The sequence below is a fragment of the SAR202 cluster bacterium genome (genome assembly GCA_016872355.1).
GTDB lineage: Bacteria > Chloroflexota > Dehalococcoidia > Lucifugimonadales > VGZY01 > VGZY01.
Map to the genome: position 1 here is coordinate 1 of VGZY01000055.1, position 20,264 is coordinate 20,264.

Annotated in this window: 17 protein-coding genes and 1 pseudogene; 16 read left to right on the forward strand and 2 right to left on the reverse strand. The window is 61.8% G+C overall.

The genetic code is table 11. The features are described from left to right. The first annotated feature begins 364 nt into the window (after window positions 1-364). The 6 genes and pseudogenes from FJ319_10995 to FJ319_11020 all read left to right on the forward strand — a co-directional run bounded on the left by FJ319_10995 (window position 365) and on the right by FJ319_11020 (window position 5,244). The gene (locus FJ319_10995) at window positions 365-742 is read left to right on the forward strand and encodes a thioesterase (GenBank protein MBM3934806.1); all 378 of its coding nucleotides are present in this window, start codon (window positions 365-367) and stop codon (window positions 740-742) included. 16 nt (window positions 743-758) lie between these two features. Then, on the forward strand, window positions 759-956 hold the full coding sequence (locus FJ319_11000) for a DNA-binding protein (protein ID MBM3934807.1): 198 nt from the start codon (window positions 759-761) through the stop codon (window positions 954-956). Then, window positions 957-1,522 (forward strand): annotated as a pseudogene (locus FJ319_11005) (type II toxin-antitoxin system death-on-curing family toxin). After that, entirely contained in the window at window positions 1,519-2,403 is an 885-nt protein-coding gene (locus tag FJ319_11010) for a xanthine dehydrogenase family protein subunit M (GenBank protein MBM3934808.1), read from the forward strand. Before FJ319_11005 ends, FJ319_11010 begins: the two are co-directional and overlap by 4 nt. After that, a complete protein-coding gene (locus FJ319_11015; GenBank protein ID MBM3934809.1) occupies window positions 2,393-2,878 on the forward strand; it encodes a (2Fe-2S)-binding protein in 486 nt (161 codons plus the stop codon). The genes FJ319_11010 and FJ319_11015 overlap by 11 nt, the downstream gene beginning before the upstream one ends. Further along, window positions 2,875-5,244, forward strand: coding sequence for a xanthine dehydrogenase family protein molybdopterin-binding subunit (locus FJ319_11020; protein ID MBM3934810.1), 2,370 nt, complete (start codon window positions 2,875-2,877; stop codon window positions 5,242-5,244). Before FJ319_11015 ends, FJ319_11020 begins: the two co-directional genes overlap by 4 nt. Window positions 5,245-5,340: 96 nt before the next feature. On the opposite strand, the gene FJ319_11025 is transcribed toward FJ319_11020, so the two are convergent. Next, a complete protein-coding gene (locus tag FJ319_11025) occupies window positions 5,341-6,249 on the reverse strand; it encodes an FRG domain-containing protein (protein ID MBM3934811.1) in 909 nt (302 codons plus the stop codon). 148 nt (window positions 6,250-6,397) lie between these two features. Between FJ319_11025 and FJ319_11030 the strand changes: the two genes are divergently transcribed. The 9 genes from FJ319_11030 (at window position 6,398) to FJ319_11070 (ending at window position 16,928) form a co-directional block, all read left to right on the forward strand. Then, window positions 6,398-8,764, forward strand: a complete 2,367-nt coding sequence (locus FJ319_11030; GenBank protein MBM3934812.1) for a xanthine dehydrogenase family protein molybdopterin-binding subunit — start codon at window positions 6,398-6,400, stop codon at window positions 8,762-8,764. A 214-nt stretch (window positions 8,765-8,978) separates the two neighbouring features. Then, window positions 8,979-10,388 carry a proline--tRNA ligase gene (locus tag FJ319_11035; GenBank protein ID MBM3934813.1) on the forward strand — a complete coding sequence of 470 codons (1,410 nt, stop codon included), beginning with the start codon at window positions 8,979-8,981 and terminating at the stop codon, window positions 10,386-10,388. Between the two features lie 9 nt (window positions 10,389-10,397). Further along, window positions 10,398-10,673 carry a MoaD/ThiS family protein gene (locus tag FJ319_11040; GenBank protein MBM3934814.1) on the forward strand — a complete coding sequence of 92 codons (276 nt, stop codon included), beginning with the start codon at window positions 10,398-10,400 and terminating at the stop codon, window positions 10,671-10,673. Window positions 10,674-10,788: 115 nt separating this feature from the next. Continuing rightward, window positions 10,789-11,439 (forward strand): hypothetical protein, encoded by a 651-nt coding sequence (locus FJ319_11045; GenBank protein MBM3934815.1) that lies wholly within the window; start codon window positions 10,789-10,791, stop codon window positions 11,437-11,439. Between the two features lie 77 nt (window positions 11,440-11,516). Beyond that, window positions 11,517-12,764: a hypothetical protein gene (locus FJ319_11050; GenBank protein ID MBM3934816.1), complete on the forward strand. Its 1,248-nt coding sequence runs from the start codon at window positions 11,517-11,519 to the stop codon at window positions 12,762-12,764. A 77-nt stretch (window positions 12,765-12,841) separates the two neighbouring features. Beyond that, window positions 12,842-13,762, forward strand: a complete 921-nt coding sequence (locus FJ319_11055) for a dihydrodipicolinate synthase family protein (protein ID MBM3934817.1) — start codon at window positions 12,842-12,844, stop codon at window positions 13,760-13,762. A 46-nt stretch (window positions 13,763-13,808) separates the two neighbouring features. Beyond that, window positions 13,809-15,431: an MMPL family transporter gene (locus FJ319_11060; GenBank protein ID MBM3934818.1), complete on the forward strand. Its 1,623-nt coding sequence runs from the start codon at window positions 13,809-13,811 to the stop codon at window positions 15,429-15,431. Further along, on the forward strand, window positions 15,332-15,976 hold the full coding sequence (locus tag FJ319_11065) for a hypothetical protein (GenBank protein MBM3934819.1): 645 nt from the start codon (window positions 15,332-15,334) through the stop codon (window positions 15,974-15,976). The genes FJ319_11060 and FJ319_11065 overlap by 100 nt, the downstream gene beginning before the upstream one ends. A 130-nt stretch (window positions 15,977-16,106) precedes the next feature. Then, entirely contained in the window at window positions 16,107-16,928 is an 822-nt protein-coding gene (locus tag FJ319_11070) for a methyltransferase domain-containing protein (protein MBM3934820.1), read from the forward strand. An 86-nt stretch (window positions 16,929-17,014) separates the two neighbouring features. Here FJ319_11070 and FJ319_11075 read toward each other — a convergent pair whose 3' ends face one another. Continuing rightward, the gene (locus tag FJ319_11075; protein MBM3934821.1) at window positions 17,015-17,857 is read right to left on the reverse strand and encodes an amidohydrolase; all 843 of its coding nucleotides are present in this window, start codon (window positions 17,855-17,857) and stop codon (window positions 17,015-17,017) included. Window positions 17,858-18,004: 147 nt separating this feature from the next. On the opposite strand from FJ319_11075, the gene FJ319_11080 reads away from it, so the two are divergent. Next, window positions 18,005-20,134 carry a hypothetical protein gene (locus tag FJ319_11080; GenBank protein MBM3934822.1) on the forward strand — a complete coding sequence of 710 codons (2,130 nt, stop codon included), beginning with the start codon at window positions 18,005-18,007 and terminating at the stop codon, window positions 20,132-20,134. The last annotated feature ends 130 nt before the right edge of the window (window positions 20,135-20,264 follow it).

Sequence of the window (20,264 nt, forward strand, 5' to 3'; positions counted from 1 at the left end):
CTTGTGCCGAGAGCCGGCATAATGCCACGAGAATGAACGCCTACACGCTGGGCAGAACCAGCGCTGTCGGCCGTTGGCATAGTGCCCGTTCTTCGAGAGCATGTGTGAACATTGCGGACACCGTTTTGGGGGGCCATGGGCACTCCTCAAAAACTTGATGATTTTTCAAAACCATGGTAGCCGCCTTACAAAGCCTTTGCCAGTCCATAGGATCACACATTTTTTGCAAATATGCCCGAAATGACGACGGTCTTCCCGTCCGAGGCGGGCTTCAAGAAAGAGAAGCCCCACCTGGGCGGGTAGAGCGCCGTGGTCGCAGTTTCAAGACTCAATAGGATTCAAATACGCTGGGAGATAAAGGCAGATGGCTACAGATAAGCTCAAGGTCGGTATGACAGCGGTGGTGGATACGGTCATTACGAAGGACCTCTCCACCAATCGCATCGGCAGGCCGGGCGCGGAGGTGCTTTCCACGCCGTCGCTCCTCAAGCTCATGGAGCTGGCGAGCATGCAGGCTACCGACTCGCAGATACCGGACACGCACACGAGCGTGGGGTACGCCGTGGACGAGATGCGGCACCTGGCGCCGGCTGCAATGGGCGCGACGGTTACCGTGAAGGCCGTGGTGACGGCGATAGACAAGAACAAGATCAGCTACACAATTGAGGCGCACGAGGGCGGGAAGCTGATCGGCAAGGCGCTGCACAAGCGGGCGATCATTCCGAAGGACCCGCCGAAGTAGGAGGTGGAGGACAGTCATGAACTCGGTCACGCTAGATCTGACAGACGAACAGACGAAGAGGTTGCACAAGTTGGCAGCCAGGCTTGGTGTGACGATGCAAGAACTTGTCCGCATAAGCCTGTTCGAGTTATTGAATGCCCCGGAAACCGATTTCGAAGCCGCGGCGGATCACGTTATCAGCAAGAACTCTGAACTCTACCGCCGCCTGGCGTGAATGCGATACCTTAGCCTCTACGAGGTCATTCAGATTCACCAGAAGGTCGTGTCGACCACTGGCGGAGGCGCGGGCATCAGAGACATCGGTCTCCTGGAGAGTGCCGTCTCACAACCGCGACTCACGTTTGCAGGCGCGGACCTGTATCCAACCGTTGCCGACAAGGCGGCGGCATTGTGTTTCTCGATTGTGATGGGCCATCCTTTTGTGGACGGGAACAAGAGGACTGGCCATGCGGCAATGGAGACATTCCTGATCCGAATGGCATTGAGGTACTGGCCTCGGTGTCGGAGCAGGAGGATACGATGCTTCGGCTGGCGGCAGGCGACATGACGCGAGAAGGGTTCGGAAGTTGGGTGGAAACCCACACCAAAGCATCGGGCAGCGATAACAAGTCCGCATTGTTGACTAATCGAAGGTTTGTTATACTTAGCCCGATTGCAAGGTCGCGATACCGGAACTACGGATTTCGTCGTCTGTGTCATGGGCTCGCGTCCATTTCTAGAATGAACAAAATCCGCTTCGGCGGGCTGCACTCAGTTGCAGGAAAGGAGTCACAGCTTTGAAGTGGATTGATTACGCCAGTCCTCACACAGTGAAAGAGGCGGTAACGCTGCTGGCCGAGAAGGGCGATGCGGCCCGGGCCATGGCAGGCGGCACCGACCTCATCGTTGAGATGCGCGTCGGCCGCCGGACGCCCGCCCTGGTCGTCGATATCAAGGGCATCCCCGAGCTTAACGAGATCACGTACACGACGGAGGACGGCCTGACGCTCGGCGCAGCCGTTCCCTGTTACAAGATCTACAACAACAAGGCCGTCATCAAGAACTACCCCGGGCTTGTCGATGCTGCCTCCATTATCGGCGGCACGCAGATCCAGGGCAGGGCGTCGATCGGCGGCAACCTCTGTAACGCTGCCCCGAGCGGCGACGCCATACCGGCGCTTATCGCGCTCGGCGCAAAGGCGAAGATCGCCGGCGTCAACGGCACTCGCATCGTGAACGTGGAAGACTTCTGCCTCGCCCCCAGGCAGACGGTCGTCAAGCCCGGCGAGCTGCTCGTCTCTCTTAGCATCCCCGCCCCGAAGGCCAACACCGGCGCGCGCTACATTCGCTTCATCCCCCGCAACGAGATGGACATCGCGGTTGTCGGCGTGGGCGTATCCGTGGAGCTGAACGGCAGCACCTTCAAGTCCGCCCGCGTATCGCTGGCCTCGGTCGCCCCGAAGCCCCTGTTCGTCAAGGAGGCGGGCGACGCCCTTGCCGGCAAGCCGATCAGCGAAGCGAGCATCGAGAAGGCAGCCGAGCTTGCAGCGGCCGCCGCCAAGCCCATTTCAGACATGCGCGGAACGGCAGAGTACCGCAAGCACCTGTGCGCCGTGCTTACAAGGCGCGCTCTTAACGCTGCTATCGAAAGGACCCGTGGAGGTACCGTTAATGCCCACTAAGACATACGTACAGACGACGATCAACGGCGAGCAGGTGGAATTTCTCTGCGAGCCCCGACAGAGCCTGCTCGAATGCCTCCGGGACATTTTGCACCTGACCGGCACGAAGGAGGGCTGCAACGACGGCAACTGCGGCGCCTGTACCGTGAACATGGACGGCCGCATCGTGTGCTCCTGCCTGGTGCTTGGCGTCGAGGCCAACGGCAAGGAGATAGGCACGATCGAAGGCGTGGCGACGCCGAAGGGCCTGCACCCGCTGCAGCTGGCGTTCCTCGAGGGCGCGGCGCTCCAGTGCGGCATCTGCACCCCGGGATTCATCGTCGCCTCCAAGGCGCTTCTTGAGCAGAACCCCAGGCCCACCGAGCAGGAGATCCGCTTCTGGCTCGCGAACAACCTCTGCCGCTGCACCGGGTACGACAAGATCGTGAGGGCGGTGATGGACGCCGCAAACAGGATGGAGGCAGCCAAGAGATGACATCTACCTACGAGCGCAACGTGGTCCTATCTTCGAAGACATTCGACGTGGTCGGGACCCGGCCGGTGCGCCACGACGGCCACGAGAAGGTTACCGGCGCGGCGAAGTACGGCGCGGACCTTTACCCGACGGGCGTCCTGTTCGGGAAGGTGCTGCGCAGCCCGCACGCTCACGCGAAGATCAAGTCTATCGATACCAGCGCGGCCGAGAAGCATCCCGGCGTGCTGGCGGTGGTAACGGCGAAGGACTTCCCCATCAAGGGGGGAGACCAGGTCATAAAGGTGGGCGAGGGCACGGCGAATATCAAGTACCTGCAGGACGCCGTGATGGCAACGGACAAGGCACTGTTCAAGGGGCACCCGATCGCAGGCGTGGCCGCAGTGAACGTTCACGTCGCTGAGGAGGCACTCGCGCTGATCAAGGTCGACTACGAGGTGCTTCCGTCGGTTCTCACCGCAGTGGACGCGATGAAGCCTGGTGCGCCGATCATTCATCCTCAGTTAAGGACCGACGCTCTGGGGGATACCAAGAAAGACAACCCCACAAACATTGATGGCCATGTCCTCCACAAAATGGGCGATGCGGACGCTGGCTTCAAGAGGGCCGACGTCGTTGTTGAGCGGGAGTTCAACACAGCGACGGTACACCAGGGCTATATCGAGCCCCACAATACGACGGTGAACTGGGGCCGAGACGGACGCGTCTATGTGTGGCAGAGCACTCAGGGCCCGTTCGATATACGCGACGCGACCGCCAAGATCCTTGGCCTTTCTGACTCGATGGTCAAGCTGACGCCTCTTGAGATCGGCGGAGGCTTCGGAGGGAAGTTCTCGCCTTACGGCACGCCGGTGGCGGCGCTGCTGTCCAAGAAGACCGGCAGGCCGGTAAAGATCATCATGACGCGTCAGGAAGACCTGGAGGCCACGGGACCCACACCAGGGTCCTACATCAAGGTCAAGATCGGCGCTACCAAGGAAGGCAAGATCACTGCGGCGACCGCATACATGGCCTACGAGTCCGGCGCATACCCTGAATCTTTTGTCGGCCTCGGCGCGATGGCCATCTTCGCGCCATACGACATCGCAAATGTCACCATCGAAGGCTTCGGCGCAATCTGCAACAAGCCATCGACGGCGGCCTACAGGGCGCCGGGCGCGACGAACGCGGAGTTCGCCTCCGAGACGGTCATCGACGAGATCGCACGCAAGTTGAAGGTAGATCCCATCGACTTCCGCCTGCTGAATGCCGCCAAGGAAGGCACACGCCGCGCGGACGGCCCGGTCTACCCGAAGATCGGCTGCGTGGAAGTGCTGGAGGCGATGAAGAACCACCCGCACTACAAGGCGCCGCTAAAGGGGAAGAACATTGGACGCGGCGTTGCTGTAGGCTGGTGGATCAACGCAGGTCTGCAGTCCGCCTGCACGATAACTGTTAACCCGGATGGCACCTGCGGCCTGGTCGAGGGCTCCCCGGACATCGGCGGCAGCCGCACGGCGATCTCCATGCAGGCCGCAGAGGCGCTAGGCATTCCCGTAGAGGACATCCGCCCACAGGTTGTCAGCACGGACGAGGTCGGCTTTACCGCCGGGACAGGCGGGAGCCGCGTGACGTTCGCGACCGGCTGGGCGGCCTATGAGGCCGCGCAGGACGTTAAGCGCCAGATGATCACCCGCGCGGCGACGATCTGGGACGTTCCGGCGGAAAGCCTGAAGATGGAAAAGGGCGTCGTTATGTCGAAGATGGACTCCGAGCTCAAGATGACGTTCAAGCATCTAGCCGGAGAGCTCAACGGCACCGGCGGCCCCATCGTCGGCCGCGGCACTGTCGACCCCAAGGGCGTCGGCCCGGCGTTCGCGGGCGACATCGTAGACGTAGAGGTCGACCCTGAGACCGGCAAGACGACCATCAAGCGATTCACCGTCGTCCAGGACGTAGGCAAGGCTATTCACCCCAGCTACGTCGAGGGACAGCTCCAGGGCGGCAGCGTGCAGGGCATCGGTTGGGCGCTCAACGAGGAGTACTTCATGACGCCGGAAGGGCGCATGGCCAACTCCACGCTGCTCGACTACCGCATGCCGACGGCGCTCGACCTGCCGCTGATCGACACGGTCCTGGTCGAAGTGGCAAACCCTGGCCACCCGTTCGGTGTGCGCGGCGTGGGCGAGGTCAACATCGTTCCTCCTCCTGCCGCGATCGCCAACGCCATCAGCCAGGCGGTCGGCGTGCGCATGGAAGTGCTGCCCATGAAGCCGGGCGCTGTCATGGAGGCCATCTGGAAGTCCGGCAAGAACGGCAACGGCGCAAAGCTGGCCTCCGCCGCGAAGGCGGCGACCGCCACGAACGGCAAGAAGACCACGAAGAAGTAGACTTGATTCTGATTGTCGGAACAAGGGAGGGCTCGCCGTTGGAGCCCTCCCTTTCTTTGTTCGGGGCAGCCCAAGTACTGCGGCGCTGGTATTGCCTTAATCGGACCCTCCGAAGCCTACTTCGCTCCCGCCATTGACCTGCTTACGCAATTGAGGGATTCGTGGGCCAAGGGAGCGAGCAAAACCATCCATGCCCGGGAACAAAGTTGCCTCCGTGATATTCATTCGATGTAGGAGCAGAAGGCCTTCATCTCTGGTAAACGGTCGGTCAATTCTGAGGACATACTGGACAACACTTCCACGTAAGAACCATTCATCCAATCCGCGTATGTTCTCTTCGTACGTTGCGGCGGTGTCTCCCGGACAGATGAAGACGCCCTGTTGAAGAGTGAGGCGGTCATTGAACCTGAAGGGGTTGATACTCAACTCCATCTTCACTTGGTTCTCCAGAAGAGCGCTTCTAAAGAAATTGCCATCCCGTTTTTCTTGGTACTTCGAGTACAGCAACGCTATTCCCGGGTGATTGTGTTCCAATTGTCGCACGCACCAATCTGTGTTAAGAGCCCACACAGCAATCCGATCACCCACCTCGGCGTTGGCTAGGGCGAAGTACAGAGCCACGAAAGGTGAATATGTCCAGTCGACATATCTCACCGGGGCACCGTGATGTCGCATCAGAGCAAGCCACTCGTCAAACCGATCCTCAGCGGGAAGGTCAGCGCCATAATGGTACGCGCGTCGCCGGAATTCCCGTATTATGCTCCTCTCAAGTTCCGGTCGATCCTCTGGTGGCACTTTGAAACGTTTGGCTTCACGTTCAAAGGTACTGCTTAGAGCCCGCGTCGCGTCCGTCTCTCCTCGGAACACCCATTTGTCTCTTTTGGGGCCGCCTGCCGGAAACAAGTCCAGCTTTCGCCGAAGCTCCGTGAGCATCGCTCGCCAATTCCGGCAGGTGACGCGCTGAAACTTGCCACTGGTGAGGTGATCATTCCATTCCGTTGACATGGTCTCTTCCTTGGATTGGATGCCTGTTGACCACGAATTGTAAACTACCTGACTCGAATTGCGAAGAGTCCTCCGGTGGCCTGCGGTCAGGCTGCTCCGCGCCCCTGTACCTACGCGCTACCTTGCTGATAGAATTGCAATTGGCGGCATGGACATTGGAGCTGTGCCCCTTGCGGAGGTTCTCCCTTTGTCTTCAACGTACGAAGCTAACAAGGTGCTCGCGACGAAGACTTACGATGTCGTGGGCACGCGGCCGGTAAGGCCGGACGGCGTGGACAAGGTGACCGGGCGCGCCATCTACGGCGCGGACTTCAAGATGGCGGGGATGCTTCACGGGAAGATCCTGCGCAGCCCGCACGCCCACGCGAAGATCAAGTCCATCGATTTCAGCAAGGCGCTGGAGCTCCCGGGCGTCTATGCCGTTGTAACGGCGAAGGACCTGCCCCAGACGCCGGACATGGTGGTGGAGCTGGGCGAGAGCGTGTCGCGCGTAAAATACTCGCGGGACAACGTTTTGGCGGACAAGAAGGCGCTCTACAGGGGCCATGCCGTCGCCGCCGTCGCGGCCGTCAGCCCGCACGTGGCCGAAGAGGCGCTGGCGCTGATCAAGGTCGAGTACGAGCCGCTGCCCGCCGTGCTCACCGCGCCGGAGGGCATGGCGAAGGGGGCGCAGCTCCTGCACGACAACCTCCGCACCACCGAGGTGAACCAGGAAAAGGGTCCTCTGAGCAACGTTGCGGAGCATATCCAGTACAAAATGGGCGACCTCGATAAGGGCTTCGCCCAGGCGGACGTTGTCGTAGAGCGTGAGTTCAACACCGCCACCGTGCACCAGGGCTACATCGAGCCGCAGGTCACTACGGCGCTGTGGAACAACGACGGGCGTATACTCATCTGGACCAGCACCCAGGGCGCGTTTACGGTGCGCGGCGAGATCGCCAAGATCCTCGACGTGCCGGACTCGACGATCCGGGTCACGCCGTTGGAGATCGGCGGCGGCTTCGGCGGCAAGATACCGGCGTACCTGGACCCCGTATGCGCACTCCTGTCGAAGAAGACCGGCCACCCGCTCAAGATCGTCATGACGCGCAAGGAAGTCTTCGAGGGCACCGGCCCCACGCCAGGCTCGTACATGAAGGTCAAGATCGGCGCGACGAAGGACGGCAAGCTCACCGCGGCCCAGGCCTACCTTGCCTACGAGGCGGGCGCGTACCCGGGCTCACCCGTGGGCGCGGGCGCGAAGTGCGTGTTTGCCGCATACGACATCCCGAACGTGACCATCGACGGGTACGACGTGGTCGTCAACAAGCCCAAGACTCAGGCCTACCGCGCGCCGGGCTCCACCAACGTAGCGTTCGCCACGGAGACGATCGTGGACGAGATCGCGCGAAGGCTCAAAATGGACCCCATCGCCCTCCGGCTCCTGAACGCGGCCAAAGAGGGCACGCGCAGGGCGGACGGCGTCGTCTTCCCCCGAATCGGCTGCGTGGAAGTCCTCCAGGCGATGAAGGACCATCCGCATTACAAGACTCCTCTCAAGGGCAAGAACGTGGGTCGGGGCGTCGCAATCGGCTACTGGTTCAATGCAGGCCTGCGCTCCAGTGTCAACCTGGCCGTTAACGTGGACGGCACAATCAACCTGACCGAGGGCTCCACGGACATCGGCGGCTCGCGCGCATCCATTGCCATGCAGGCGGCCGAGGTGCTGGGCCTGCGCATGGAGGACGTGCATCCCACAGTCGTGGACACGGACAACATTGGCCAGACGGACGTCACCGGCGGCAGCCGGACGACCTACGCAACGGGCTGGGCGGCTTACGAGGCCGCGCAGGACGTGAAGCGCCAGATGGTCGCCCGCGCGGCATTCATCTGGGACAGGAAACCGGAGGACGTGACCCTGGACAGGGGCGTGTTCAGGTCCATATCCGACCCTGAGCTGAAGATGACCTTCAAGGAGCTTGCCCACAAGCTCCCGGAGACGGGCGGCCCGATAGTAGGGCGCGGCACCGTGAGCACAGGCGGCGCGGGCGCGGGCGGCGGCTCGTACTGCGGCAACATCGTGGATGTTGAAGTGGACCCGGAGACCGGCAAGACGAAGATACTCCGGTTTACCGTGGTCCAGGATGCCGGCAAGGCGATTCACCCGAGCTACGTGGAAGGCCAGATGCAGGGCGGCAGCGTGCAGGGCATCGGCTGGGCGCTGAACGAGGAGTACTTCATGACGAAGGACGGCGGCATGGCCAACTCCACGCTGCTGGACTATCGCATGCCGACGTCGTACGACCTTCCGATGATCGATACCGTCATCGTGGAGGTGCCGAGCCCGTCGCACCCGTTCGGCGTGCGCGGCGTGGGCGAGGCGAACATCTGCCCGCCGCCAGGCGCTATTGCTAACGCCATCCGCAACGCTACGGGCCTGGACATGGGCAACCTGCCCATGAGCCCGGTGGCCATCACGGAAGCGCTGGCGAAGAACAAGGCATCCGTGAACGGCAGCAGGAACGGAAAGAAGTAGACTTTATCCTTTGCTACCCTGAGCGCCAGCGAAGGGTCTAAAGACCTTGCCTGGGGTAATGACCGGAATGCGCAGGCAGCGCCTTTAGACCCTTCGCTGGCGCTCAGGGTAGCAGAGCAGTTTCGGGCGTGAACATTGTTAACTGTTTATTAGGCCAGGTATCTGACGGACCAGGGACCGTTCGGTCCCATCGTACTCAGGAGCCCATCTTTTTATGCCCCCACCAGTACTCACGCCGCAGTCTGCGGACTTCCCCCAGTGGTACCAGGACGTTCTGAACAAGGCGGAGCTTGCCGATAACGGCCCTGTCAGGGGTACGATGGTCATCCGCCCTTACGGCTACGCCATCTGGGAGCGGATGCAGGCCGCAATCGACGCGCGGATCAAGATTGCCGGCGCGCAGAACCTCTACCTCCCGCTGTTCATCCCGGAGAGCTACCTCCGCAAGGAAGCCGACCACGTGAAGGGCTTCAGCCCGGAGCTCGCCGTGGTGACGCACGCGGGGGGCAAGGAGCTTGAGGAGCCGGTGGTGGTGCGGCCGACCAGCGAGACACTCTTCGGCGAAGTCATGGCTAAATGGGTGCAGGGCTACCGCGACCTCCCGTTGCTCCTGAACCAGTGGGCGAACGTCGTCCGGTGGGAGCTGCGGCCGCGCGTCTTTCTTCGCACGACGGAGTTCCTCTGGCAGGAGGGTCACACCGCCCACGCTACCCGCGAAGACGCCGCCTCCTATGCGCGCATGATCCTTCACAATGTTTACGAGGACTTCTTTGTCAACGTGCTCTCGATACCGCCCATACTTGGGCGCAAAACGAAAAAGGAGAGGTTTGCCGGCGCGATTAACACGATGACCTGCGAAGGCATCATGCGGGACGGCAAGGCGCTGCAGATGGCGACGAGCCACGAGCTCGGCCAGACCTTCTCTAAGGCCTTCGACATCGACTTCACCGACCAGGCCGGCCAGGTGCAGCACGTGTGGACCACCTCGTGGGGCAGCTCCACCCGCATGCTCGGCGCGCTGATCATGGCGCACGGCGACGACAACGGCCTCCGATTGCCACCCCGTATCGCGCCCATCCAGGCCGTGGTGGTGTTGGTGCGCGATGAGCAGGGAGCGGGCGACAAGGCGAGAGAGCTTTCGGAGGAGCTCGAGGCAGCCGGCGTCCGCGTCAAGCTGGATGACTACGTGGACGGCGGCTTCGGCCGTCGCCTGACCAACTGGGAGCTCAAGGGCGTGCCTGTCCGCGTCGAGGTCGGCCCGCGCGACCTCGCGGCAGGCAACGTCACCCTGGTCCGCAGGGACACCGGGGCCAAGTCGCAGGTGAAGCTGGAAGGCGCGGCGCATGCCGTCGCCGCGCTGCTCAATGACGTGCAATCGCAGATGCTTGCCGACGCCCGCGCGGCGCAGCAGAAGCGCATCACAAGCGTGCGCACGGCAGACGAGGCGCGCGAGGCGGCGCAGACGGGCTTTGCGCGACTGGCGTATGCGACGATCGGGGCCGAAGGGGAAGCGGAGCTCAGCAAGGGCGGCATCACAGTGCGCTGCCTGCAGGGGTCGGACGGGGGAGTGGCGGAGAGTGAGGACGCGCAGGGAGTGACTGCAATTATCGCAAGGGCGTACTAGGGGGCAGCTATGGCAATCGTATTCATCCCTTCGCTGATGCGGAGCATCACAGAGGGCAGGGAGACCGTAGAAGTACCCGGGTCCAGTGTCAGGGAGATAATCAACAACCTGGAGAAGATCTACCCGGGAACGAAGGAGCGCCTGGTGGAGGGCCACCGCATGAAGCCCAACATCTCGGTGGCGGTCGACGGCGAAGTGACGCCGCTGGGGATACTTGAGAAGGTCAAGGAAACCAGCGAAGTCCACTTCCTTCCGGCCATTGGTGGGGGGGGGCGCCTAGTCTAACCTGACTATTCGAACGAATCTCCTACGTATTTTTGTACGATTGAACTCGCCGCTCTCCTCCCATAGCATCGAAGAAGACCTTTCGTTGACAATACGACTCCGTTGAGGTCCTTCGATGCCTTCCGAGAATTTGGCTGCCGGTTTCTGCAATCTTCAGCATGGCGATTACATATGCTCATTCGTATCCGGCCCGTCATACCAGGCCGGCGTGCTCGCTCCTTTCATGCGAGAGTCGTTCGCACGAAGCGAGCGGTGCGTTTACATCACTGACGATAACAATTTGCAGCAGGTCTCGCGGTTCCTGTCCTCGTACAGCATAGACGTGGATGAGGAGCAGGAGCTGGGGAACCTGGTGCTGCTCAACAAATGGGAGTCTCGCGAGGGGAGGGACTTCGACGCCGACGTAATGGTCGTCAACGTGCGAAAGGCAATGGAGAGAGCTTCCGAAGGTGGGTCCAGGGGGTTGTGGGTGGCAGTGGAGATGACATGGGTGCTGGAGCCGGCCATCGATGTCGATAAGATCGTCTCCTGGGAAGACATGTGGAACGATCTGATTTCCGGACTGCCTGTCGTCTTGTTTTGCCAGTACAACGTTAAAAGGTTCGATCTGGCCTTGCTGCGCCAGCGCGCCACACACCCGTTCCTGGTATACAACAGCAAGATTGTACATACCTCCGATCACTGGCGTGAGTCCCAGTCAAAGCGCTTCCCGCGGACGCCCGCTGAGGAGGCGGATTTCGGCATGCTGCCCGGCTCAGTATCCTAGCGTATTGCCATTTGCCAATCGCTGTGCTAAACATTGGCTCAGTGCAGAAGGCCATACCTTTCGACAGGAGCCGGCGAATGAAGATAATCGACATTCAGCTCATCAAGATCCACCCGCCGCTCGCAAAGCGCTACGAGAACAAGAAGGTCCAGCTCCAGGGGATAGACCACCGGGTCATTGCCCGCGTGAAGACCGATAACGGCATAGTGGGTTACGGCGATATCCGCACCAAGGCCAACTGGACCCCACTGCCACAGTCGTTCATTGACCGCCTCATTGACCGCAGCCCCTTCGATTTCATGAACAACACCCTCATGCCCGCGCTCGGCGGCGCCATGTACGACGTCATGGGCAAGTACCTTGGCGTGCCGGCGTACAAGCTGATGGGGCAGAAGGTGCGGGACGGCGTTACCGTCGCCGCTTGGTGCACCCAGATGTCCGCGCGCGACTTCGCCGAGCAGGTGAGCAACGCGGCGAATAACGGCTACATGGTCTTCAAGATGCACACTGCGGACCTGTACGACCCGTTCGAGCAAGCGCAGGCCGCGGCGGACGTGGCCCCGCGCGGCTTCAAAGTACACTTCGACTTCAACGGCAGCGACCGATCTCTGGGCACTACGATCTCCGTGGTCGCCGAGCTTGAGAAGAAGCACCCCATCGTGGGTTTCATTGAGGACCCACTCTCCCTCACGGCGCTCGGAGACTGGGTGACCCTGCGGCAGCGAACGACCATCCCACTCATCATGCATGTGTCGCGCCTCGGCGGGATGCAAGAGGCGATGATGGGAGCGGCGGACATCTTCATGCTCGGCGACGGCCACCCGGACTACAGCGTGGGCGACGTTCTGGCACGCGGAACGGCATACAGCCGCGCGAACATTCAGACCGTGATGCAGTTCACCGGCGGCACGCTCACAAAGGCGCTCGCGCTCCACATGGCGGCGGTGCTGCCCAGCGCGACGGGGCACTCGATTAACCTGGATGACCAGTATGAGGACGACGTTACGACGAAGCGCATACCGGTGATGGAGGGCTTCTCCCCGGTCCCGGAGGGGCCCGGCCTGGGCTTCGACGTGGACGAGGCAAAGCTTGCGAAGTTCGCCGCGGCGAAGCCGATACCTATGCCCAGACACGTAACTGTTGTCCACCTGCCGGGCGGGCGCAAGGTGTACAACGCCTACCACAGGCCGACGATGCGGCAAATCGCGGGCAGGGAAGAGGGGACGGTGCGCGGCATCGACTACACGATATGGGAGGACGACGGCACCGCGGAGTTCAAGCGAGTCTATGAGAAGCTGCGGACAGTGGGGCGATTCATTGAGTAGCCACGCTCCGACGTAATCCGCACCCCTTCGGGTGATTTCCTGTAGAATATGCGCGACTAAATACGGAGGAGTTTCTCTTGAGCAAGAAGGTATTCGAAGGCGTGATGGTCCCAACCCTCACGCCGGTGAAAGAGGATGAGACGGTTGCCGTTGTTTCGACGCGCAAATTGGTCCAGTACCTGATCGGCAAGGGTGTGCACGGCTTCTGGGCCGCCGGCACCACCGGCGAGTTTGCCAACCTTTCGGACGAGCAGCGCGTGTTGAGCATAACGACGATAGTTGAAGAGACGCGTGGCCGCGTGCCGGTAATTGCGAACATTTCCGCCGCGAGCACTATGCAGGCGGTCAAGATAGCCAAGATGCTCAAGGGCAGCGGCGTGGACGGCATCGCGGCCACTCCGCCGTACTACTACCCGTCCGGGCAGGACGAGCTTCTTACCCACTATCGCTATATCAAGCAGAATTCCGATGTGCCCCTGTGGGTATACAATATCCCCTCCACGGTCAAGACGACCGTTGAGCCGGCGACGATGGCGACGCTGGCGGCCGAGGGGACGTGCATAGGCACCAAGGACAGCTCCACGGCCGGCGAGGCGCTCGCGCTCCTGAACGTGCTTATCGAAGAAAAGGGTCTGACATTCCACCGGTACCTGGGCTCCACCCACCGCACCGCGACGGCGCGGGCGCTCGGCGGCTGCGGCGTCATACCGGGCCTCGCCAACGTGTATGCGGACTTCTTCGTGAAGGCATGGCAAGCGGGCGAGAAGGGCGACAAGGAGGCGGCGAAGAAGTTCCACGGCCTCCTGGTAAAGGGCGGCAAGCTGCAGGCGATTGCCAAGGGCGGCAGCCCCAACTCCGCCATCATCGGCGGGCAGAAGGCCGCCCTGAAGATGATGGGAGTGATCGATTCCGACTGCGTTACCAGGCCGTTCCGCTCGCTCACCGACGATGAGCGCAAGCAGCTGGCCACCCTGCTGAAAGAGCTGGGGTTGATGTAGCCGATAGTCCCGCATTGACCGCGAATGGAGTAACCACAGGTAGTATATGAGAGCTATAGCCGGGTTCTGCTATGACAAGCGGCGCTTCATCGTTGCCGGGTGGGTGCTTTTGCTGGTGGCCCTGTCCGTGTTTTCAGGGGTCTTCGGCGGCGAATTCAAGACAGACTTCAGTCTGCCTGGCTCCGAGAGCCAGGCGGCGTTCGACCTACTGAAAGAAAAAGGCGCCACCGACCTCAGCGGGTACGCCGGCCAGGTAGTGTTCAAGTCGGAAGGGGGTGTGGACCAGCCGGCCGTGCGCGCGGCGATGGAGGCGTTCTTCGCCGACATCGAGGCCAGCGTGCGCGACACTAGCATCGCCAGCCCTTACCAGCCTGAGCATGCTTACCAGGTCTCCCCCGACCGGAAGATCGCCTACGCGCAGATCAACTTCTCCGAGCGCAAGCAGGAGGAGTACCTGGCGAACGGGATCACCATCAAGGATATCTGGCGGGATATCTCCGTCCCCGGCCTTCAGGTGGAGCTCGGCGGGGACATCTTTGCGGACGTTCCGAACTTTTCCAGCGAAGGGCTCGGCATCATCGCCGCAGTCATCATCATGCTCATCGCCTTCGGCTCGCTCCTGGCGATGGGTCTGCCGCTGGTGACCGCGCTGGTTGGCATTGGGTGCGGCATGGCGATCGTCGCGCTGCTGACACGCTTCCTGTCCATGCCCAACTTCATGAGCCAGGTCGCGATTATGATCGGCATCGGCGTGGGTATAGACTACGCACTGATGATCGTGACGCGGTACCGCGCGGAGCTGCACGGCGGCAAGGACCCGCGCGCGGCCACCATCACAGCGCTTGATACGTCAGGGCGCGCGGTCATATTCGCTGGAACGACCGTTGTCATCTCCCTGGTGGGGATCTTCATGATGCGGCTCGCGGCGATGCAGGGCATGGCCGGCGGCGCGGTCTCCGCCGTGCTCATGACCATGCTTGCCTCAGTAACGCTGCTTCCGGCGCTGCTCGGATTCGTGGGGAAGCACATCGACAGGCTTGCGCTACCCAGCCGCCACAAGGGCAGGGAGCACGGCGATAAGCGGACCTTCTGGTACCGGTGGAGCCGCGTTATACAGGCGCACCCGTGGCCATCGCTGGTCATCAGCCTGGGTCTGCTGCTGGTGCTGGCAATGCCTGCGTTCTCGGTGAGGCTTGGGTTCTCCGATCCCGGCAACCGGCAGGATACGGACACCACCCGCAGGGCGTACGACATGCTCACGGTCGGCTTCGGCCCGGGGTTCAACTCGCCAATCATCGTTATAACGCAGGGGCCCGGCGGTCAACCGCCGGACATGGCCGCGGCCGGGACGCTTGGCGAGGCGCTGCGAGGCGCTGAAGGCGTGCAGTCCGTTGCGGGACCGATTCCAATTGCCAACGGCGAGCTGGCGCTGTTTACCCTGTTTCCCCTGACCTCCCCTCAGGATAAGGGAACGGCAGACCTGGTTCACCGCCTGCGAGACGTGACGATACCGGCCGCAACAGCGGGCAACGGCCTCCGTGCGCTGACAAGCGGCGGCCCCCGGCGACTGTGGACTTTTCCGATTACAACAGCGAGCACCTGCCGCTGTTCATTGGGGCCGTGCTGCTGCTGTCATTCATCCTTCTTGTGGTTGTCTTCCACAGCGTAGTGGTGCCGCTGAAGGCCGTCATCATGAACCTGATCTCAATCGGTGCCGCATTCGGCGTGATGGTTGCGATCTTCCAGTGGGGCTACGTCGACAGTGTCTTCGGGCTCGGCAAGGAAGGGCCGATCGACGCGTGGGTGCCGATGATGATGTTCGCGATCGTCTTCGGCCTGTCCATGGACTACGAGGTCTTCCTGCTCGCCCGCGTACGCGAGGAGTACGACCGGACAGGCGACAACAGCAGGGCAGTGGCGGACGGGCTGACGGCGACGGGGCGAGTCATTTCCGCGGCGGCGCTGATCATGGTCTGCGTCTTCGGCGCGTTTGTGCTGGTGCCCGAGCGCGCGCTCAAGCTGATCGGCTTCGGGCTTGCAATTGCCGTGTTCATCGATGCGACAGTGGTGCGTTTGGTGCTGGTGCCGTCTGTTATGGAACTTATGGGCAAGGCGAACTGGTGGGCGCCCTCATGGTTGGCCCGTATTCTGCCGCGTATACGCGTGGAGAGTGGGCCGGAGGCGGCGCCGGCTCGCGCGCCGGGCGGGGATTGAAGGGCTGATAGACGCAACGGGCTGGAATTGATAAGATGGTTAACTGGCGGATAGTGTATTACACCGACGTTTCCACGCTTTGGAGGGACGGTCGAAGTCTCCGTTTCGCCCACACTCTGGAGGGGTGACAATGCCGGCAACCGAGCAGTATAGCTTCAAGAAGTTTTCCAGCAACTCATTCTACTCACAGCAGAATGCCCACCTGGTCGCAATGGCGGGTCTGGGCTCCGGCCAGCGCATCGTGGACCTGGCGTGCGGCACCGGCGGCGTGACGCGCCTGATTGCGGACACACTGAGGGACGCGCGAAACTCGGTCATCATCGGCATAGACCACTCCTCTGCCGCGCTCAAGCAGGCGATGGAGGACCTGAAAGACGTTCGGAACTCAGCAGTCCAGTTTGTCCAGAGCCAGGTTGAGAACCTTTCTATCGCCGTCAAGGACTCTGTGGATGCGGTGATCTTCTGCAACGCCATCCACTACATCCCGGAGAAGGACGCCCTGTTGACCGAGATTAGCAAGACGCTGAAGCCGGGCGGCAAACTGGCGTTCAACACCACGTTCTTCGAAGGCGCCCATCCGCCGGAGACCCATGTTTACTACCGGAAATGGATGCTGAAGGCGACGCGGTTCCTCAAGCAGGAATACGGGCTTATGCCGTCAAAGTCGGACAAGGTCCAGGCGCGCCGCCAGCTAACTCCTGCGGAGTACGAGCAGCTATTGAACCAGCACGGCTTCAAGATAGCCAAACAGGAGATACAAACGGTCCAGTTCACGCTGGAAGGTTTCCAGGACATCAGCTCCTTCCAGGACTTCATCGAGGGCACTATGCCAGGCGTGCCGATGGACAAGGCGAGCGTGGCGCTCAAAGAAGGCGCGGCGCAGGCATTCCAGGAGATTGGAGTTGAGTACATCCCCAGGAACTGGCTGGACATCGTGGCGGTGAGGGCGTAAGAGGGTGACGGGCAGAGGGTAAAGGGTAACGTGAAGAATGAGAGAGGGCGTCCCGACGCAACGGGACGCCCTCTCTGCTTTTCAGGCTATTTCAGATTCCACACTTCCGCGGCGGTGCCGCCGAGGAGGCGGTCCTTTTCCGCCTTGGACAACCAGTCGATTCCCTCGCGGATGATGCGCAGCTCCTGGTCCAGCGTGGGCCAGTTGTGCTTGATGCGATGCTTGCCGGGGTAACCCGTGCCCCACATGAGCCGGTTGATCCCGTATGCGTTATGAAGCTTCCGGATGATCCCCTGGATATCAGTGTACGGGTAGTCCATTTTTGACTGCGGCTTCAGGTCGGAAATCTTCACGTAGACGTTCGGGTGCTTCGCAAGGTCTATGATGGGCTGGTGCGACGTGAAGTGCGGGTATTCCTTAGTGTCCGGGTACGCCATGTGGTCGAGGACGATCTTGACCGACGGGTACTTCTTCGCCACCGCGGCCACCTGCGGCGCGTGCTCGACATTCAGCTGCACCTGGATGACCGCGCCCAGCTTGACGAAGGTCTTCCACATAGCTTCGTTCTGGGGTAGCGTCAGGATAGGCTCCTTGTAGTAGCAGGGGTGAAGACGGAACCCCACGCAGCCGCGGTCCTGCATCCAGTAGCGCGATATCTCCGCGTTGCCCTTGTCCATAGGGTCCACCATGCCCATAGTGACGAAGCGCTTTGGGTACTTCTTCGCCGAATCGGCCAGGTAGCCGTTGTCCCAGGTGGACCAGCTTGTCTGCACCAACACGGACATGTTCACTCCATTCTGGTCCATATCTGCGATCAGCTCTTCCGCAGTCGCGGGCTCAGTGGGCAGCTTCTTGAACGTGGGGGCCGTGGGGCCGATAGGCGCTATCGGCGGCATCTCCCAGATGTGCACATGTGTATCGACGATCATTCAGGGTACCTCCGGATTCGATAACGGCAGGGTACGCAGGTTGGGCAAAATCTTCAAGTGGTTGCGTATTGATTGCCCGGCTACTCGCGAGTAGGCTTTAGTACACGGGTTGTCGCATGGGGACATTGTCAACTTTTCGGAGGAGCTATGGACCTGAGGGCCACGTTCGCTGGAATGCCGAAGGGGCGGATCGTGACGATTGCCGGCGTGCCGTACAGGACGGGGGTGCCCGCAAAGGAGGCGAACGTTGGATGGCCGATAGGAGTGGCGCGGAGGCCGGACGGCGACATGATGGTCGTCGATTGGCACTGCAACCGCCTGTGGCGCGTGGATAGCCAGGGCATCCTGCATGCCTTTGCCGGGGACGGCAAACCCGGGAACTCAGGGGACGGCGGGCCGGCGCTAACGGCGCGGTTCCGCGGGACGCACAGCATCTCTTTCGACAGGCACGGCAACGTTTTCACCGCGGACCTGGCTAACAGCACGATTCGCAAGATAGACGCTCTGACGGGCGTTGTGTCCCGCGTGGCGGGATCAGGCCGCAGGGGGCGCGGAGGAGACGGCGGGCCCGCGCTGGAGGCGGAGCTCGACGTGGCTTGCGGCGTCGCCGTGGATGCTGACGATAACGTCTACATCTCCGGGGAATGGTCCAACAACATCCGGAAGGTGGATGCCAAGACCGGCGTCATAGACCTGTTCGCAGGCAACGTGGCGCGGAACTATGCCGTGGACGCGGAGGGCAAGATGCCGTCCACCGGCGTGGGCCTGGAGGACTGGGGTGCGATATGGCTGGGCGGGTACCATGGGGACGGCGGCCCCGCGAAGGGCGCGGGCTTCCTGCACCCTGAGCACCTGGCGTTCGATTCGAAGGGCGACATGTACGTCTGTGACAACTCCAACAACCGCGTGCGAAAGATCGACATGACGACGGGTATCATCACCACCGTCATAGGGACGGGGAAGCCGACGTCGGCCGGCGACGGTGGGCCTGCCACACAGGCGGGCACGCTGATGCCGGACGCAATCTGCCTGGACGCGCACGACAACCTGTACCTGGGCGAGAAGTACGGCTATCGGGTGCGAAAAGTGGATGCGAAGACTGGAATAGTGACGACGCTCGTCGGCAACGGCGTGCCGGGATGGGGTGAGGAGGCCATTCTCGCCTCGAAGGCAACTGTGAACTCTGTTGAGGCAGGCATCTATGCCGACCCGAACGGCGATGTCTACTGGAGCGATTGCTCCAGGAGGGTGCGCAAGTACGAAGCCAGGACGGGACTTGTCACGACGTTTCTTGGAGGGACCAGCATCCACGACGGCGAGGTCGCGACGAATGGCTTCCTGTGCGCGCCGAAGGGCATCGCGGTTGGGCCGGATGGTCAGATCTACTTCGCGGACATGTTCAACCAGCGGGTGCGCGGGATAGACCCCGCAACCGGCATAATCCGGACCGTTGCCGGAAACGGCGCCCGGGCGTACGGCGGAGACGACGGCCCGGCGACCGAGGCCTACCTGAGCAACCCGACGGATGTTTCAGTGGACTCGAAGGGGAGGTTAGTCATAGCTGACTCGCGCCACGGCCTCGTAAGGATGGTCGACGAGGGCGGGATCATGCGTGGAGTGGCAGGCACCGGCTTCCAGTGGGACAAGGGCGACGGCGGCCCCGCGCGGAGCGCCAATATGCTTTCCGTAAGCGCGGTGGCGCACGGCCCGAACGACGACATTTATCTGTGTGACGGGACGAGCGGCCGAGTCCGGCGGATAGACGCGAGGACCGGGACCATCGACACCGTGGCAGGCACGGGCCGGCCCGGCTACTCCGGGGACGGCGGCCCGGCAAGGAGCGCGCAAATCGGCTGGGTGAGCGCCATTCGGTTTGACGGCGCTGGGAACATGTATCTTGCGGATACTTCAAACCATGCAGTTCGGAAAGTGGATGCCGGCGGGGTAATCAGCACGGTCATCGGCGCCGGCCACGCCGGCTTCTCGCCGGACGGGACCAGGGCATCCGAGGCCCTGCTGAACTCGCCGTCCGGCCTCGCGGTGACAAAGCAAGGGACGATGTATGTGTCGGACACACGCAACAACCGTGTGCGGAAGGTTGGCCCGGATGGTCGGATCGTCACCGTGGCCGGAACGGGCGAGCCAGGCGATTCCGGCGACGGCGATGACGCGGCGAGGGCGGAGCTGATGGAGCCGCACGGGCTATGCCTGTACGGCGACGATGTTCTCCTCGTCAGCGACTACTTCAACAGCAGGGTGCGTGCCGTCCGGCTTTGAGACTGTCAATGCTCAATGACTTTGTCAGTCTTACTGCTCAGTGATTTTGTCAGTACGACTGGTTTTGGTTGAATCAGTCTCGATCTCCAAGGGTGATCTGGACCCGGCTTTCGATCCTTGGGCGTGGAGA

What these genes read in the sequence shown, in the direction of transcription:
- FJ319_10995 (MBM3934806.1), top strand. Translation starts at nt 365, where the DNA reads ATGGCTACAGATAAGCTCAAGGTCGGTATGACAGCGGTGGTGGATACG.
- FJ319_11000 (MBM3934807.1), top strand. Translation starts at nt 759, where the DNA reads ATGAACTCGGTCACGCTAGATCTGACAGACGAACAGACGAAGAGGTTG.
- FJ319_11015 (MBM3934809.1), top strand. Translation starts at nt 2,393, where the DNA reads ATGCCCACTAAGACATACGTACAGACGACGATCAACGGCGAGCAGGTG.
- FJ319_11020 (MBM3934810.1), top strand. Translation starts at nt 2,875, where the DNA reads ATGACATCTACCTACGAGCGCAACGTGGTCCTATCTTCGAAGACATTC.
- FJ319_11025 (MBM3934811.1), bottom strand. Translation starts at nt 6,249, where the DNA reads ATGTCAACGGAATGGAATGATCACCTCACCAGTGGCAAGTTTCAGCGC.
- FJ319_11030 (MBM3934812.1), top strand. Translation starts at nt 6,398, where the DNA reads ATGGACATTGGAGCTGTGCCCCTTGCGGAGGTTCTCCCTTTGTCTTCA.
- FJ319_11035 (MBM3934813.1), top strand. Translation starts at nt 8,979, where the DNA reads ATGCCCCCACCAGTACTCACGCCGCAGTCTGCGGACTTCCCCCAGTGG.
- FJ319_11040 (MBM3934814.1), top strand. Translation starts at nt 10,398, where the DNA reads ATGGCAATCGTATTCATCCCTTCGCTGATGCGGAGCATCACAGAGGGC.
- FJ319_11045 (MBM3934815.1), top strand. Translation starts at nt 10,789, where the DNA reads ATGCCTTCCGAGAATTTGGCTGCCGGTTTCTGCAATCTTCAGCATGGC.
- FJ319_11050 (MBM3934816.1), top strand. Translation starts at nt 11,517, where the DNA reads ATGAAGATAATCGACATTCAGCTCATCAAGATCCACCCGCCGCTCGCA.
- FJ319_11060 (MBM3934818.1), top strand. Translation starts at nt 13,809, where the DNA reads ATGAGAGCTATAGCCGGGTTCTGCTATGACAAGCGGCGCTTCATCGTT.
- FJ319_11070 (MBM3934820.1), top strand. Translation starts at nt 16,107, where the DNA reads ATGCCGGCAACCGAGCAGTATAGCTTCAAGAAGTTTTCCAGCAACTCA.
- FJ319_11075 (MBM3934821.1), bottom strand. Translation starts at nt 17,857, where the DNA reads ATGATCGTCGATACACATGTGCACATCTGGGAGATGCCGCCGATAGCG.
- FJ319_11080 (MBM3934822.1), top strand. Translation starts at nt 18,005, where the DNA reads ATGGACCTGAGGGCCACGTTCGCTGGAATGCCGAAGGGGCGGATCGTG.